This is a genomic window from Pseudomonas sp. NPDC096950, from assembly GCF_044762525.1.
Taxonomy (GTDB): Bacteria; Pseudomonadota; Gammaproteobacteria; order Pseudomonadales; family Pseudomonadaceae; genus Aquipseudomonas.
Map to the genome: position 1 here is coordinate 84,018 of NZ_JBIWEL010000015.1, position 16,620 is coordinate 100,637.

Consider the following 16,620-nt stretch of genomic DNA (forward strand, 5'->3'; position numbering starts at 1 on the left):
GAGACAGGATGCCCAACCGAGTAAAGGACTATCTAATAACATTGGGCGCAGGTTTATGCCTGAGCACCTCAGTGTCCGCAGCACATACCGCTGTCGAGAACTACACCTTGCTCAGCCGTGCAGCGGTCGGGCACCTGGAAGTCCCGCTGGATAAATCGCAACGGCAATGGGCTCACAACAAACGCGAACTGATACTGGGCACTTCGGCCCCGGACTATCCGCCGTTTGACCTGACTGTCAGCGGTCGTGACTACGAGGGCTTCACCGCTGACTATGCCGGGATCCTCGGCCTGGCCATGGGCCTGCCGGTCAAGGTCCAGCGCTACGCCACCCGCCATGCCGCCATCGAGGCGCTGGAACAGGGCGAGGTCGACCTGCTCGGAACGGCCAATGGTTTCGAAGCTCGCAATGCCGACATTGAACTGTCCGTACCCTATGCCGTGGATCAACCGGTGCTGGTGACACGGGAAGGCGAAACCCGACCGCTGACCGAGGGCCTTGCCGGTCTGCGACTGAGCATGGTCTATCACTATTTGCCGCGTGAAGAAGTGCAGGCGCTGTACCCGAAAGCGATCATCACCGACTACCCCGCTTATCAGAATGCGATCAACGCCGTGGCTTTCGACCAGGCTGACGTCTTTCTCGGCGACACCATTTCCACCCACTACATGATCAACAAGGGTTACCTTAACAACATCCGCATGGCCAATTTCGGTAAACACGAAGCTCACGGCTTCAGTTTTGCGGTACACAAGGACAACCCGGAGTTGCTGCAGATCGTCAACGCGACGCTTAAGGCCATCCCCACCAGCGAACGGGAAAACATCGCCAAGCGCTGGAGCGCCGGCAGTGACATTCTCCTCACCGACCACAAGCTGCAACTGACGGACCGTGAACAGCGCTGGCTGGCGCAACACCCGGTGGTGCGCGTGGTGGTCAACGAGGCGTTTGCGCCGTTGACGTTTTTCGACAGCGACGGCAACTTTCGCGGCGTCACCGCCGACCTGCTAGAACTGATCCGGTTGCGCACCGGTTTGCGTTTCGACATCCAGCGCAGCCGTGGCGATGATCAGATGATCACGCTGGTCAAAGGCAATCAGGCCGACTTGATTGCCGCGCTGCTCCCGACGCCTCAACGGGAATCCCAGCTGAACTTCAGCCGCCCTTACCTGGAAAACTCGTTTGTGCTGGTGACGCGTAAATCCGCCGACAGCGCGACCAACCTTTCACAGCTGGAAGACAAACGCCTGGCCATCGCCCAGGGCAATCCGCTGGTGGACTACCTGCGCCGCGAGTTTCCGCGGATCCACCTGATTGAAACACCGGACACCTTTCACGCCGTGGAATTGCTCGCCGAGGGCCAGGTGGAGGGTGCCGTCAATTCGCTGGTCATCGCCAATTACTTCATTTCCTCGCGCATCTTCGAACACAAACTGCAGATCAGCACCACCATCGGCACCCAGCAGGCGGCGTTCTCCCTGGCCACTGCGCGCGGTGCCACGGAGCTGAGTTCGATCATCGACAAAGCGTTGCTGAGCATTGCCCCGGAGGAACTGGGCGTCATCAACAGCCGCTGGCGTGGCTACTCGGCGGCCTCGGAAAGAACCTGGAACAACTTTCACCGGGTGTTCTATCAGATTGTGGCGATTGCCAGCCTGCTGTTGCTGATTTCCATGGTCTGGAATGCCTGGATGCGCCGCCAGATCAATCAGCGCAAGGCCGCCGAGCGTGCACTGAACGATCAGTTCGAATTCATGCGTTCACTGGTCAACGGCACGCCCCACCCGATTTATGTGCGTGACCGCCAGGGGCTGCTGCAAAGTTGCAACGACAGCTACCTGGAGGTTTTCCAGGCGAAACGCGAAGACGTGATCGGCAAATGCGTCATGCCGGGCAACATGAACAATGCCTTCGAAGCCCGGGAATTTCAGGCTGACTATCAACGGGTCGTGGCCGAAGGTACGCCGCTGATCGTCGACCGCCCGCTGCACATCGGCGGCCGCCGGCTGACGATCTATCACTGGATCCTGCCCTACCGCGATTCCAGTGGCGAAGTGCAAGGCATCATCGGCGGCTGGATCGACATCAGTGAACGACGGCAACTGTTCGACAAGCTGCGAGCGGCCAAAGAGCAGGCGGATGAGGCGAACCGGGCCAAAAGTACCTTCCTGGCGACCATGAGCCACGAAATCCGCACACCGATGAACGCGGTGATCGGCATGTTGGAGCTGACCCTCAAACGCATGGATCAAGGGCATCAGCACCGATCGTCCATCGAAACCGCGTACAGCTCGGCGAAAGACTTGCTGGAGTTGATCGGCGACATTCTCGACATCGCCCGGATCGAGTCCGGGCGCCTGAGCCTGAGCCCTGAGCGGGTCAATCCGAGGGAAATCGTGGCCTCGGTGGTGCGGATTTTCGACGGCCTGGCCCGGCAGAAAAATCTTCACCTGCTGCTGCAATTCAACCCGCCCCAAGCGCCCGTGGATGTGCTGCTCGACCCGTTGCGCTTTAAACAGGTGCTGTCGAATCTGGTCAGCAATGCCATCAAGTTTACCGACCAGGGCGAGGTCAGGATAACGGTCGACCTGTTGCCCGGTGATGAACCCGAGCACACGCGGATGCGGGTGCAGGTCCGGGACAGTGGGGTCGGAATCAGCGATCAGGATCAGCAGCGCCTGTTCGAACCGTTTGCCCAGGCTGACAATTCCGGGCAACTGGCCAGGTGCGGCGCGGGGCTCGGCCTGGTGATCAGTCGCCAATTGTGCGAAATGATGGGGGGCAGCCTGCAACTGAGCAGTCAGTTGGGGTTGGGCACTCAGGTCAGCCTTTCATTGCACCTGGCAACATTGGCACCGGAGCAGGCGCCGGACCGGGTTGAGACACCTGTCCACACCACCCGCACGCCCTTGAATGTGCTGGTGGTCGACGATCATCCCGCCAACCGTTTGCTCATGTGCCAACAGCTGGAATACCTGGGACATCGGTTTACCGGGGCCGGTGATGGTCAGGCCGGACTGGACGCCTGGAAGCTCGAGCCCTTCGATTTGGTGGTGGTCGATTGCAACATGCCCATCATGAATGGCTACGACCTGGCCCGCGCCATCCGCCAGCATGAACAGCAGGAGCAACGCCCGCCTTGTACCGTACTGGGCTTCACCGCCAATGCGCAGCCGGAAGAGATACAACGCTGCAAGCACGCCGGGATGAACGATTGCCTGTTTAAACCCCTCAGCCTGATGGCCTTGAGTCAGTGGGTCGAAGGCATCAAGCCCACGGTTCCCGACCGGCCGTTCAATCTGCAAGGGCTGGACCTGTTGACCGGCGGCAATCCGCAGTTGGCCCAACGGCTACTGACCGAACTGTTGAACAGCAACCGGCTGGATCGCCAGGAGTTGCTGGCGATATCCAGAATCGATGATCACCAGGCCCTGATCGACGTTGCGCACAAAATCAAAGGTGCGGCCCGCATCGCCCAGGCCTCTCGGTTGATCGATTGTTGCCAGGCCCTCGAAAAAGCCTGCCATGACGCGGGGCCTGGAAATGACGTCAGCCACTGCATCAAAAACATGGACCAGGCCATGCTCGATCTGGAGCGCGCGTTAGTGCACGAGATAGGCCTCAACACCCACAGCAAAATGGCGGAGCCTTAACTATGCTTGGACGCTGAGCAGTGCGTAACCACTATGGAGAGACCGTGATGCCCAGCCCACTGCGCCCGGATCAACGCCGGTTTCCCCTGCACGTCCATATCAGCGTCATGTTCACCTTCCTGTTGTTGCTGACCGGCGTGGTGCTGGGCATTTTCAATTACCAGCAAACCACGCAGATCATCCTGTCCAGCAGCGAAAAGCTGTTCAATCGCATCGAGCAGGATGTTCGCCTGGACCTGCAATCCACCTACGAACCGATTCGGCACCTGCTGAGCCTGCTGGCCGATATGCCAGCCACCCAGGCCCCGGCACTTGAGGCGCGCCTGGCGTTGCTCAAGCCGTTCAGCCAATCGCTCAAGGACAATCCCAACCTGGCCTCGCTGTACCTGGGCTACGACAATGGCGATTTCTTTATGGTCCGGCCGTTGCGCACTGAGGTCCTCAGGACCCAGCTCAAGGCGCCTGACACGGCGGCCTATCAGGTGTGGAGCATCGAGCGTCACGACAGCGGCGCTCAGGTCGTCTCCCGATTCCTGTTCTACGACCTGGCCCTGAATCTGATCAGCCGCCAGGACGTGGCCGACGAAACCTATGATCCGCGGACCCGCGACTGGTTTACCAGCGCTCGGCAGGACACGGACCAGATCACCACCGAACCCTACATTTTTTTCTCCACCCACAACGTCGGCACCACACTCGCCCGGCGCAGCGGCGACGGTGCGGTGATGGGCGCCGACCTCACCTTGGCCGAGCTTTCCGCAACCCTGGCCAAACACGTCGTCACCCCGAGTACCGAGATCGCGTTGTTCGATGCCGAGGGCAACGCGATTGCCTATCCGGACAGCAGCAAACTGATCATCGACGACCAGACCGCCCGCCTGAGCAAAGCCGCGGACCTGAGTCCCGGCCTCGGCGCCCTGCTCGCCAACCCGCAGGCGGGCAATCGCCTGGACGTCGGCGGCCGGCAGTGGATCGTCGCCCGCAGCCACATGCAGGAGGGTGGCCCTCAAGGTCTGCAAATGGCATTGCTGGTGCCCGAGGATGAATTGCTCGTCGATGCCTACCGCATGCGCTGGCAAGGGGCGTTGATTACCCTGACCACTTTATTGCTGTGTCTGCCGGTGGGTTGGCTGACGTCGCGGATCCTGGTCAAGCCACTGCGAGCACTGGTGAAGGAAGCCGATGCAATTCGCAGCTTCGATTTCAACTTTCCCGTCAGCCGTCGCTCACCGGTACTGGAAGTCGATCAGTTGCGCGTATCGATGGCGCGGATGAAGGACACCCTTGGGAGTTTTTTCCAGATCACCGACAGCCTGTGTGCCGAAACCCGCTTCGCCCCTTTGCTGCAACGGGTGCTGTTTGAAACCGTGAAAATCGCCCAGGCACAGGCCGGCCTGATCTACCTGCGGGAAACCGACGGCGATCGCATCGAGCCCTATGGTTTGGTGATCAACGGCACGTCCCAATCCTTGCCGTCGTTCGACATTCAAGGACACGAACTGCAAAACCCGCAAAGCCCTTCGTGGCTGCAACAGTTGGCGACCGCCGACAATGTGGTCGCCAGTCTCGGTTTCGAACAGGCCGGGGATTTGCAGAACGTCTTGCTGGCCATGGAGAGCCCGCGGGTGCACCTGATCGGCATTCGGTTGCGCAATCGGCATAACGAAACCGTCGGCTTGCTGATCCTGCTGCTGGCTGACAGCGGCAGCCAAAGCGACCTGGAAAAACTGCGCCCGGATCGCATCGCGTTTCTGCAAGCGGTGTCCGGCGCAGCGGCGGTAAGTATCGAAAGCCAACGGTTGCAGGCCAAGCAAAAACAACTGCTGGATTCTTTCATTCAACTGCTGGCCGGCGCGATCGATGCCAAGAGCCCGTACACCGGCGGCCATTGCCAGCGTGTGCCGGCGCTGACCCTGATGCTCGCCCAAGCGGCCGCGGCCAGTCAGGACCCGGCGTTCAGCGGCTACCAGCCCACCGAAGATGAGTGGGAAGCCCTGCACATTGCCGCCTGGCTACACGATTGCGGCAAAGTCACCACGCCGGAATATGTGGTCGACAAGGCCACCAAACTGGAAACCCTGAACGATCGCATCCACGAAATCCGCACCCGTTTCGAAGTGCTCAAGCGCGACGCCTGGATCAACTATTGGCAGGCCGTTGCCCTGGGTGGCGACGAACGACACCTGGCCGAACTGCGCAACGCCAACCTGGCCGGGCTGGACGATGACTTCGCCTTTATCGCCCGCTGCAATCTGGGCGGCGAAGCGATGGCCGAGGCCGACCTCCAGCGTCTGAACCAAATCGCCCAACGCACCTGGACCCGAACCCTGGACGACCGACTGGGGGTGTCGTGGGAAGAGAATCGTCGCCAGGCGCGCACTCCGGCGCCGACGCTGCCGGTCAGTGAGCCGCTGCTGGCGGACAAGCCCGAGCACCTGCTGGAACGCAACGAAGGCGAACTGATCCCGGCCGACAATCCCTGGGGCTTCAAACTCGATGTGCCGCATTACAAATACAATCGCGGCGAGCTCTACAACCTGAGCATTACCCGGGGCACCCTGACCCGCGAAGAGCGCTACATCATCAATCACCACATGGTGCAGACGATCCTGATGCTCAGCCACCTGCCCTTCCCCGGACACCTCAACAACGTCGCGGAAATCGCCGGCGGCCACCACGAAAAAATGGACGGCACCGGTTATCCCAAACAGTTGAGGCGCGAGGACATGAGCCTGCCGGCGCGGATGATGGCGATTGCCGATATTTTCGAAGCCCTGACCGCGGCGGATCGCCCCTACAAGAAAGCCAAGTCCTTGAGCGAAGCGCTGGGCATCATGGCCACGATGTGCCGTGACGCCCATATCGATCCCGAGCTGTTTGGGCTGTTTATCAACGAGCAGATTTACCGGCAGTACGCCGAGCAATTTCTCGATCCGAAACAGATTGATGCGGTGGACCCGGAGGGCTTGCTGGCCAAGGCTGGCTTGCAGTAATGCCGGTCAAAATCCCTGTGGGAGCGAGCCTGCTCGCGAAAGCGGTCTGTCAGCCAACATCGATGCTGGATGTAATGGCCTCTTCGCGAGCAGGCTCGCTCCCACAGGAGGTAAGCCTCAGCAATCCGTCAGCCGCAGAAAGATCGCCGCCAGTTGCTCGATACCCGCCTGATCGTCAGCCGTGAAACGCGCGAGTTTCGGGCTGTCCAGGTCCAGCACGCCGATCAGTCGGCCGTCCTTCACCAATGGCACCACCAGCTCGCTGTTGGACGCGCTGTCGCAGGCAATGTGCCCGGGGAATGCGTGCACATCCTCGACCAGTTGGGTCTGCAAAGTGGCTGCAGCCGCCCCGCACACACCACGGCCGAATGGAATCCGTACACAGGCTATTTGCCCCTGGAAGGGGCCCAGCACCAGCTCTTCGTTACGATTGAGGTAGAAGCCGGCCCAGTTCAGGTCATCGAGCTGGTTGAACAGAAACGCGGAAAACTGCGCGGCGTTGGCAATGAAATCCCGCTCGTCCGCCAGCAAGGATTCCAGTTGTGCGTGCAACATGCCGTAGCCTTCGAGGCCCTGGCCGCTTTGTTGTAGATCGATCATGCCTTGTGCTCCAACAGCTTCAGTCCAACCCAATAACGCGCAAATTGATACGCGCAACGACCATTGCGATTCCCCCGGCCAGTGGCCCAGCGGACCGCGAGGATATCCAGCTCTTCGGTGCGCTCCCAGGCGAGGCCGGCCTTGTCGGCCAATTGCCCGATCCAGTGCTCGACCACATTGAGGAAGTGTTCCTGAGTAAACGGATAGAACGACAGCCACAGGCCAAAACGGTCCGACAGCGCGATTTTGTCTTCCACCGCTTCACTGGGATGCAATTCGCCGTCGACGCGTTTCCAGTTTTCGTTATCGCTTTCCTTTTCCGGCACCAGGTGGCGGCGGTTGGACGTGGCGTACAGCAGAACATTGTCTGGCGCTTGCTCCAGGGAGCCGTCGAGCACGCTCTTGAGCACGCGGTAATCGCCTTCGCCCGATTCGAACGACAGGTCATCGCAGAACAGCACGAAACGCTGGGGCAATTTGGCAATCTGTTCGACGATACGCGGCAAGTCCGCCAGGTGATCGCGCTCGATTTCGATCAGGCGCAAACCCGCCGAGGCATGTTCCGCCAGCAACGCGCGAACCAGCGACGATTTGCCGGTGCCACGGGAGCCCCAGAGCAGCGCATGGTTGGCCGGCATGCCGTCGATGAATTGTTGGGTGTTGCGTCCCAGTTGTTCAACCTGGCGATCGACGCCAATCAGGTCGGTCAAACGGGTGTCGAGGCTGACTTGCAGCGGCAGCAGGAAGCCGCTGCGGCCCTCACGCTGCCAGCGCGCGGCCAGGCAATGGGCCCAGTCGATGATTTGCCGAGGGGCCGGCAGCAGGGGTTCGATACGGGCCAGAACGGCATCGGCGCGTTCAAGAAAAGCATTCAATCGGGAATCCACGTCTTCTCCTCGGGCACGTTTCACAGTAATGATGGCGATACAGCAACTTACAACAACCAGCACCCTCGAATAAGGGTGACTTGGGAACATCGGCATCCATGCATGATCGACTATGCTTGAGCAGCGAAGGGAAACGGAAGTGGTTCAACACCCCATGGATATCAAGTTCACCCACCGGCTGTCATACAAGCAAGCCCGGCTCACTGTGCTGGTCGGTTTCATACTGGGCACCTTGCTCAGTCTGGTGCAAATAGGCATCGATTATGCCAGCGAAGACGCCTCCATCAACCGCGAAATCCTGTCGTTGCTGGAAATCAGTCACAACCCGGCTTCACGCATCGCCTACAACATCGACGCCGAACTCGCCCAGGAACTGACCATGGGCCTGTTGCGTTCGCCGGCAATCATCAGCGCGCAATTGACCGATAACAACAATACCGTGCTGGCCAGCGTCAAGCGCCAGGGCCTGCAAAGCGGTTATCGGGTGATCAGCGACTTCCTGTTCGGCGCCAACCGGCAGTTCGAAGACCGACTCTACCTCGACCATTTGCCCGATGAGTCCCTCGGCACGTTGCAGCTGGAAGTCGACACTTATTCCTTCGGCAACCGCTTCCTGCGCCGGGCCGAAGTGACCTTGCTCAACGGTTTCGCCCGCAGCCTGATCCTCACCGGCATTCTCCTGGCGCTGTTCTACGTGATGCTGACCAAGCCGCTGGTGCGGGTCATCCGCGAACTCAGCGGCCGCGATCCGCGTAGCGCGGAACCGACGTGGCTGGAGTACCCGGCGGGGCATGAAAACGATGAAATCGGTGTGCTGGTCAAAGTGGCCAATCAACAGTTCGAAAACATCGCCACCGAAATCCAGCAGCGGCGCAACGCGGAAAACCGCCTGACCGACTACCTCGCGCAATTGGAAAACATCGTCTCGGCCCGCACCGCAGAACTGAAGGCGATCAACACCCGGCTCAGCCAATCCAACCAGGAACTGGAAGTCGCCCGCAGTACCGCACTGGACATGGCCGAAGCGCGCTCGGCGTTCCTGGCCAACATGAGCCACGAGATCCGCACACCGCTCAACGGCCTGCTGGGGATGATCGCCCTCTCCCTCGACGGCCCGCTCAATGCCGAGCAACAGCAGCAACTGTCCATCGCCCATGACTCGGGCAAAGTGTTGGTGGAACTGCTCAACGATATTCTCGACCTGTCGAAATTCGACGCCGGGCAGCTGGAGCTCGAACACATTCCGTTCGACCTCGGCTCGCTGATCGAGGACACCGCCAACCTGCTGTCGCAGAACGCCGCACCGAGCGTTGAACTGGCCTGCCTGATCGATCCGCAGTTCCCGGCGCTGGTGCTGGGCGACCCGACCCGGGTCCGGCAGATTGTCAGCAACTTGCTGTCCAACGCCCTCAAGTTCACCCGTTTCGGGCGGGTCGATGTGCGGCTTTCCACCTTTGAAGACGGCGTGCGCATCGAGGTGTGCGACACCGGTATCGGGATCGCCCAGGATGCCCAGGTGAAAATCTTCCAGCCCTTCACCCAGGCCGGCGCCGGGATTACCCGGCAATTCGGCGGTACCGGGTTGGGACTGGCCCTGACCTACAACCTCTGCGAAGCCATGCAAGGGCGGCTGACGATCAGTTCCGAAGCCGGGTTCGGCAGCCAGTTCTGCGCCGACCTGCCGCTGCCCTGCCACACCCGCGCCATTGCGCCCCCGCCGCTGCAAGGCAAGGTCATCGCGATCACATCGGCCAGCAGTGGCCTGGCGGAACTCTTGAAAAGCCTGCTGCCGTTATGGGGGCTCGAATACCAGCAACGCTCCATTGAGGACTCGTTGCTCGGCCTCGATCCCGATGTCTTGATCACCGACTGCCCGGAATGCCTGTTCGGCCTGCGCCCCACGCTGACGGCACCGATTCTGCTGGTGACGGCTTATGGCAGCTTCATGCCCAGCGAAGAAGCCGCGGCCCTGGCGCCCTTGCAACAACAGGCGCGGCCATTGGCCCGCAACGCGCTGTACCAGACCCTGCGCCGGGTGTTGCAGCCGGAGGCCGCCACGATCAACGACGCACAACTTGATGCCCTCACCCCCCAACGCCGCGGTCGGGTGCTGCTGGTGGAAGATAATCCGGTCAATCAATTGGTGGCCAAGGGCATGCTCGGCAAACTCGGCTGCGAAGTGATTGTCGCCGCCCACGGCGCAGAAGCCCTGGATCAACTTGAGCTGAGTGACTTCGATCTGGTGCTGATGGACTGCAACATGCCGGTGATGGACGGCTACGAAGCCAGTCGGCACATTCGCCGCAGCGGGCGTTGGCCGCAGTTGCCGATCGTCGCCCTGACCGCCAACGCCATGTCCGAAGAACGCGAGCGTTGCCGTGTGGCGGGCATGAGCGACTACCTGGCCAAACCCTTTCGCCGGGAAGAACTGGCCGCCCTGCTCGACTTGTGGATACCGACTACGACAGCGCCTTGATCTGACCCAACAACTGATCAAGGCCATCGCGCAGTTCATTCAGGCGATTCAGGTCCACGCCGCTGTCGCACAGCAGGCGCGCCTTGAGCGGCCCGACCTGCTCGCGCAAGGCGATGCCGGCGGGCGACAGGCTCAGGTGCACCTCACGCTCATCCCGAGCCGAACGTTGGCGCTGCACCAGTTGCAGTTGCTCAAGCCGCTTGAGCAACGGCGTGAGCGTGCCGGAATCCAGCGCCAGGCGTTCGCCCAGGGCCTTGACGGTCGGTTGTTCCGGCGCCTCTTCCTGCCATTCCCACAACACCAGCATCACCAGGTATTGCGGGTAGGTCAGGCCGAGCTGATCGAGCATCGGCTTATAGCCACGAATCACCGCCCGGGAAGCGGCATACAGCTTGAAACAGAGCTGGCTGTCGAGTTTCAGGGAATCGGCGGACACGCTGTTCATTTCAGCAATGCTTCGATCTCGGCGGTCAAGTCCTGGGGCTTGGTGGCCGGGGCGAAACGCTTGACCAACTGGCCGTCCTTGCCGATCAGGAACTTGGTGAAGTTCCACTTGATGCCTTGGGAACCCAACAGGCCCGGTGCGCGCTTTTTCAGTTGCACGAACAGCGGATGAGCGTCGGAACCGTTGACGTCGATCTTCTTGAACAGCGGGAAGCTGACACCGTAGTTCAGCTCGCAGAACTCGGTAATCGCCCCTTCGTTGCCGGGCTCCTGCTTGCCGAACTGGTTGCAGGGGAAACCGAGCACGACCAGACCTTGATCCTTGTAGGTCTGCCACAGTTCTTCGAGGCCTTTGTACTGCGGGGTGAAGCCGCATTTGCTGGCGGTATTGACCACCAGCACGGCCTTGCCGGCGAAATCGGACAGGGTTTTCTGTTCACCCTTGATGGTGGTAACCGGGATGCTCAGCAGATTGTCGCTCATGGGTTTGGGCTCCAGATGAAGGAAGAAGCGTCAAACATAGTAAGCAATTGAATTGTGCGCAATCTAAATTATGAAATGCCGGCCACGCGTAGGAGCTGCCGAAGGCTGCGATCTTTTGATTTTGCTTTTTCTCGAAATCGCTGAAGATCAAAAGATCGCAGCCTTCGGCAGCTCCTACGGGGCTCGCATTACGAGCGCGGCACCAGGTCCAGGCACACCGAGTTGATGCAGTAACGCAAACCGGTCGGTGGCGGGCCATCCGGGAACACGTGTCCCAGGTGTGCGTCACATTTCGCGCAGACCACTTCGGTGCGGATCATGCCGTGGCTGACGTCGCGGATCTCGACCATCGCACTCTCGCCGATCGGAGCGTAGAAGCTCGGCCAACCGCAGCCGGAATCGAATTTGGTCTTGGAATCAAACAACGGCTCATTGCAGCAGATGCAGTGGTAAACGCCGTCGGTCTTGGTGTCGTTGTACTTGCCGGAGAACGGGCGCTCAGTGCCCTTGAGACGGCAAACGTTGTACTGCTCCGGGTCGAGCATTGCCTTCCATTCTTCCAGGGTTTTATCCAACTTTTCCATCGTCACACCTCAGCAGCTGAAAAAGCCCGATCTGTACCTTTTCCACGGATCGGGCGGCACGTATGATTGCGCCTCGTCAAACGCCAGTCTGGCAGCCAGACCCCGCGCATTCAAACGGATTATGAGTGTCGCCACTGAAGGCGTCAGGCCTGTGTGAGTACGCAGGATTCCCAGTACGGTTGTCCATCCGCCGCCTGGATCGTTCATTTTCGGGAACACATCGCCATGCAGGTCAGCAAATCGAACAAGCTCGCCAACGTCTGCTACGACATTCGCGGCCCAGTGCTCAAGCACGCCAAACGCCTGGAAGAGGAAGGCCATCGCATCCTCAAGCTGAACATCGGCAACCCGGCGCCCTTTGGTTTCGAAGCGCCAGATGAAATCCTCCAGGACGTGATCCGCAACCTGCCGACCGCCCAGGGCTACAGCGATTCCAAAGGCCTGTTCAGCGCGCGCAAAGCCGTGATGCAGTACTACCAACAGAAGCAGGTCGAAGGCGTCGGCATCGAAGACATCTACCTGGGCAACGGCGTGTCCGAGCTGATCGTGATGTCGATGCAGGCCCTGCTCAACAATGGCGACGAAGTGCTGGTGCCGGCGCCCGACTACCCGCTGTGGACTGCAGCGGTGAGTCTGGCTGGCGGCAACCCGGTGCACTACCTGTGCGACGAGGGCGCCGACTGGTTCCCGGACCTGGCCGACATCAAGGCCAAGATCACCCCGAACACCAAGGCCCTGGTGATCATCAACCCGAACAACCCGACCGGCGCGGTGTATTCGAAGGAAGTGCTGCTGGGCATGCTCGAACTGGCCCGCTCGCACAACCTGGTGGTGTTCTCCGACGAGATCTACGACAAGATCCTCTACGACGATGCCGTGCACATCTGCACCGCTTCCCTGGCCCCGGACTTGCTGTGCCTGACCTTCAACGGTCTGTCCAAGTCCTACCGCGTGGCCGGTTTCCGTTCCGGCTGGATCGCCATTTCCGGGCCGAAACACCACGCCCAGAGCTACATCGAAGGCATCGACATGCTGGCCAACATGCGTCTGTGTGCCAACGTGCCGAGCCAGCACGCGATCCAGACCGCACTCGGCGGCTATCAGAGCATCAATGACCTGGTGTTGCCGCAAGGTCGCCTGCTGGAACAACGCAACCGCACCTGGGAATTGCTCAACGACATTCCGGGCGTGAGCTGCGTCAAGCCAATGGGCGCGCTGTATGCCTTCCCGCGTATCGACCCGAAGGTGTGCCCGATTCACAACGACGAGAAGTTCGTGCTCGACCTGCTGCTCTCCGAAAAGCTGCTGGTGGTGCAAGGCACGGCGTTCAACTGGCCATGGCCGGATCACTTCCGCGTCGTCACCCTGCCCCGGGTCGACGAGCTGGATCAGGCCATCGGCCGGATCGGCAACTTCCTCAAGACCTACCGCCAGTAACCTGGCGATCACCGTGCGGCGCGGTCCGTGTCGCACGGTGATTGATTCAGCAACACATCGCTACACCTTGCCGCAGATCCCCGTTGCCAGCGCTGCCTGACGATGGCTTTTATGCTCGCGCCTAACAAAGACGGGGGCCTCGCAGTCCTTCGACTGACAAACCTTTCCTGCGTCCGCGTCGGAAATGCCCTGCACGCAGCTAAACTGTTGCTGTAGGACACAGTTTGAAATAGTCACCCGGTTGAATAGCACGGTGCAGCACCTTATATACCCCGCAGTACGCTACATCTTTAGCATGAGGAGATTTCTACAACCATGATGCGCATCCTGCTGTTTTTGGCCACTAACCTGGCGGTCGTGCTGATTGCCAGCATCACCCTGAGCCTTTTCGGCTTCAACGGGTTCATGGCGGCCAACGGGGTTGATCTCAACCTCAATCAGCTGCTGATTTTCTGTGCGGTCTTTGGTTTCGCCGGTTCCCTGTTCTCGCTGTTCATCTCCAAGTGGATGGCGAAGATGAGCACCAGCACCCAAATCATCAGCCAGCCGCGCACCCGTCACGAGCAATGGCTGCTGCAAACGGTCGAGCAACTGTCCCGGGAAGCCGGGATCAAGATGCCCGAAGTCGGGATTTTCCCGGCCTACGAGGCGAACGCCTTCGCCACCGGCTGGAACAAGAACGACGCGCTGGTCGCGGTCAGCCAGGGCCTGCTCGAGCGGTTCTCGCCGGATGAAGTCAAAGCCGTGCTGGCCCACGAGATCGGTCACGTGGCCAATGGCGACATGGTCACCCTGGCCCTGATCCAGGGCGTGGTGAACACCTTCGTGATGTTCTTCGCGCGGATCATCGGCAACTTTGTCGACAAGGTGATCTTCAAGAACGAAGAAGGCCAGGGCATCGCCTATTACGTGGCGACCATCTTCGCCGAACTGGTGCTGGGGATCCTGGCCAGCTCGATCGTCATGTGGTTCTCGCGCAAACGCGAATTCCGCGCAGACGAAGCCGGCGCACGCCTGGCCGGTACTGGCGCGATGATTGGCGCCCTGCAGCGCCTGCGGGCCGAGCAAGGTCTGCCGGTGCACATGCCGGACACCTTGAACGCCTTCGGCATCAACGGTGGCATCAAACAGGGGTTCGCCCGCATGTTCATGAGCCACCCGCCGCTCGAAGAACGTATTGACGCGTTGCGTCGTCGGGGCTGATTGGCTTCGCACTAAAAGAAAAGGCCCGCAGCGAATGCGGGCCTTTTTTTTGTCTGCTGATTTTTGTGGTGTTCTCAGGGCCCTTTCGCGAGCAGGCTCGCTCCCACAGGAGGAATGCATTCCAATGTGGGAGCGAGCCTGCTCGCGAAGGGGCCAGCACAAACAACCCGGATCTATCAGCTGGAAACCCGATACACCCGTTCTTCAAGCCGTGTCACACCGCTTTCGACAAACTTCCAGCTCTCACCCAGAACGTCCTGGTCTTCCAGAATCTTCAACTCCCAGCTCGCCCCGAACAGCCGCTGCACTTCGTCATCCAGCACGGCAAACGGCGGGCCGTCCTTTTGTGCCTGGTCGTAATCCAGGGTAATCAGCAACCCCAGTGAATCTTTCGGCAGAATCCGCTTCAAGTGCTCGGCGTACTGCTCACGCATTTTCGGCGGCAAGGCGATCAGCGCCGCGCGGTCGTACAACGCGCTGCAATCAGCCACGTCACCGGCGGTCAATGCGAAGAAATCGCCACACCAGATTTCAATCGAGCCCGCGCGATAGACCGTGAAGGGGCCTTGGTCGCTGACGTCCGGGTCGAATTGATGTTCGTGGAAAAAGTCTTCCACGGCTTTTTCCGACAATTCGACGCCCAACACCTCGTGGCCGCATTTGGCCAGCCACAGCAGATCCAGGCTTTTCCCACATAACGGCACCAGTACTCGCGAGCCCTCTTCCAGGCCGAGCTGCGGCCAGTACCGTTGCAGATATGGATTCACTTCCGGCAGGTGAAAGCCGATCTGATTCGACGTCCACCGCTTGTGCCAAAACTCCGGCTGCATAATTAATCCCGAAAATTCGATCAAAAGACCCTAAAACTTATATTAGATTTAGATCAATGATCTGACTGAAGATGACGCCATCTTACCCCTCAGGAGCTCATTCATGTTCCCCAGCCTGTACATATCCCATGGCTCGCCCATGTTGGCACTGGAACCAGGCGCCAGCGGCCCCGCCCTGGCGCGCCTGGCGGCGCAAATGCCGAAACCCCGGGCCATCGTGATTGTGTCTGCGCACTGGGAAAGCAACGAGCTGTTGGTCAGCGGCAATCCGCAGCCTGAAACCTGGCATGACTTCGGTGGCTTCCCCAAAGCCCTGTTCGACGTGCAATACCCGGCGCCCGGCGATCCACAACTGGCGGCCGAGGTAGCCGAGTTGCTGAAAGCCGATGGCCTGCCGGTCCGCATCGATGCCAAGCGGCCGTTCGATCACGGGGTCTGGGTGCCGTTGTCATTGATGTACCCGCAGGCCGACATTCCAGTGGTGCAAGTCTCACTGCCAACCCGCGGCGGCCCGGCCCTGCAAACCCGTGTCGGTCATGCCCTGGCCAGCCTGCGCGAACAGGGCTTGCTGTTGATCGGCTCCGGCAGCATCACCCACAACCTGCGCGAACTGGACTGGCATGCCGGCCCGGAAAGCGTCGAGCCATGGGCCAAGGCGTTCCGCGACTGGATGATTGAGAAGCTCGCTGCCAACGACGAAGACGCGCTGCACGATTATCGCCAGCAGGCGCCGAATGCCGTGCGCAACCATCCCAGCGATGAGCATCTGCTGCCGTTGTACTTTGCTCGCGGGGCTGGGGGTGAGTTCGGGATTGCCCACCAGGGGTTCACGATGGGGGCGCTGGGGATGGATATTTACCGGTTTGGCTGACAGGTAGACCGTGTCGCGCCCTTTGCGAGCAAGCCCGCTCCCACAGGGGATCTCCAGTGAACACAATATCTGTGTATTACAGAGATCCCCTGTGGGAGCGGGCTTGCTCGCGAATGAAGGCAACTCGGTCTCCAGCCAGGCACAAACCGCAGGCAAAAA

The 16,620-nt window shown here is 60.3% G+C and carries 12 protein-coding genes; 6 read left to right on the forward strand and 6 right to left on the reverse strand.

The window, feature by feature from the left end; genetic code table 11:
* Nucleotides 1-8: 8 nt before the first annotated feature.
* Complete coding sequence (locus tag ACIQY3_RS21785) at nt 9-3,653, forward strand: transporter substrate-binding domain-containing protein (protein WP_403023386.1); 3,645 nt, start codon at nt 9-11, stop codon at nt 3,651-3,653.
* Between the two features lie 47 nt (nt 3,654-3,700).
* Nucleotides 3,701-6,646 carry an HD domain-containing phosphohydrolase gene (locus tag ACIQY3_RS21790; RefSeq protein WP_403023389.1) on the forward strand — a complete coding sequence of 982 codons (2,946 nt, stop codon included), beginning with the start codon at nt 3,701-3,703 and terminating at the stop codon, nt 6,644-6,646.
* Nucleotides 6,647-6,763: 117 nt separating this feature from the next.
* On the opposite strand, the gene ACIQY3_RS21795 is transcribed toward ACIQY3_RS21790, so the two are convergent.
* Together ACIQY3_RS21795 and ACIQY3_RS21800 are read right to left on the reverse strand one after the other, a co-directional pair.
* Nucleotides 6,764-7,246: a GAF domain-containing protein gene (locus ACIQY3_RS21795; RefSeq protein WP_054052060.1), complete on the reverse strand. Its 483-nt coding sequence runs from the start codon at nt 7,244-7,246 to the stop codon at nt 6,764-6,766.
* Complete coding sequence (locus ACIQY3_RS21800; protein WP_403023394.1) at nt 7,243-8,133, reverse strand: ATP-binding protein; 891 nt, start codon at nt 8,131-8,133, stop codon at nt 7,243-7,245. The genes ACIQY3_RS21795 and ACIQY3_RS21800 overlap by 4 nt, the downstream gene beginning before the upstream one ends.
* A gap of 154 nt (nt 8,134-8,287) precedes the next feature.
* Between ACIQY3_RS21800 and ACIQY3_RS21805 the strand changes: the two genes are divergently transcribed.
* On the forward strand, nt 8,288-10,609 hold the full coding sequence (locus tag ACIQY3_RS21805) for a response regulator (RefSeq protein ID WP_403023399.1): 2,322 nt from the start codon (nt 8,288-8,290) through the stop codon (nt 10,607-10,609).
* On the opposite strand, the gene ACIQY3_RS21810 is transcribed toward ACIQY3_RS21805, so the two are convergent.
* The 3 genes from ACIQY3_RS21810 to msrB all read right to left on the reverse strand — a co-directional run bounded on the left by ACIQY3_RS21810 (nt 10,593) and on the right by msrB (nt 12,120).
* The gene (locus tag ACIQY3_RS21810; RefSeq protein WP_403023402.1) at nt 10,593-11,054 is read right to left on the reverse strand and encodes a MarR family winged helix-turn-helix transcriptional regulator; all 462 of its coding nucleotides are present in this window, start codon (nt 11,052-11,054) and stop codon (nt 10,593-10,595) included. The genes ACIQY3_RS21805 and ACIQY3_RS21810 overlap by 17 nt on opposite strands.
* Nucleotides 11,051-11,536 carry a glutathione peroxidase gene (locus ACIQY3_RS21815; protein WP_213940770.1) on the reverse strand — a complete coding sequence of 162 codons (486 nt, stop codon included), beginning with the start codon at nt 11,534-11,536 and terminating at the stop codon, nt 11,051-11,053. Before ACIQY3_RS21815 ends, ACIQY3_RS21810 begins: the two co-directional genes overlap by 4 nt.
* A gap of 188 nt (nt 11,537-11,724) precedes the next feature.
* Complete coding sequence (msrB, locus tag ACIQY3_RS21820) at nt 11,725-12,120, reverse strand: peptide-methionine (R)-S-oxide reductase MsrB (RefSeq protein ID WP_403023407.1); 396 nt, start codon at nt 12,118-12,120, stop codon at nt 11,725-11,727.
* Between the two features lie 225 nt (nt 12,121-12,345).
* On the opposite strand from msrB, the gene ACIQY3_RS21825 reads away from it, so the two are divergent.
* Together ACIQY3_RS21825 and htpX are read left to right on the forward strand one after the other, a co-directional pair.
* The gene (locus ACIQY3_RS21825; RefSeq protein WP_054052048.1) at nt 12,346-13,557 is read left to right on the forward strand and encodes a pyridoxal phosphate-dependent aminotransferase; all 1,212 of its coding nucleotides are present in this window, start codon (nt 12,346-12,348) and stop codon (nt 13,555-13,557) included.
* A gap of 315 nt (nt 13,558-13,872) precedes the next feature.
* Complete coding sequence (htpX, locus tag ACIQY3_RS21830; RefSeq protein WP_123409452.1) at nt 13,873-14,760, forward strand: protease HtpX; 888 nt, start codon at nt 13,873-13,875, stop codon at nt 14,758-14,760.
* A 176-nt stretch (nt 14,761-14,936) separates the two neighbouring features.
* Here the strand turns inward: htpX and ACIQY3_RS21835 are convergent, their stop codons facing one another.
* A complete protein-coding gene (locus tag ACIQY3_RS21835; RefSeq protein ID WP_403023412.1) occupies nt 14,937-15,590 on the reverse strand; it encodes a thiopurine S-methyltransferase in 654 nt (217 codons plus the stop codon).
* Nucleotides 15,591-15,693: 103 nt separating this feature from the next.
* Between ACIQY3_RS21835 and ACIQY3_RS21840 the strand changes: the two genes are divergently transcribed.
* Nucleotides 15,694-16,461, forward strand: coding sequence for a DODA-type extradiol aromatic ring-opening family dioxygenase (locus ACIQY3_RS21840; RefSeq protein WP_403023415.1), 768 nt, complete (start codon nt 15,694-15,696; stop codon nt 16,459-16,461).
* Nucleotides 16,462-16,620: the final 159 nt, after the last annotated feature.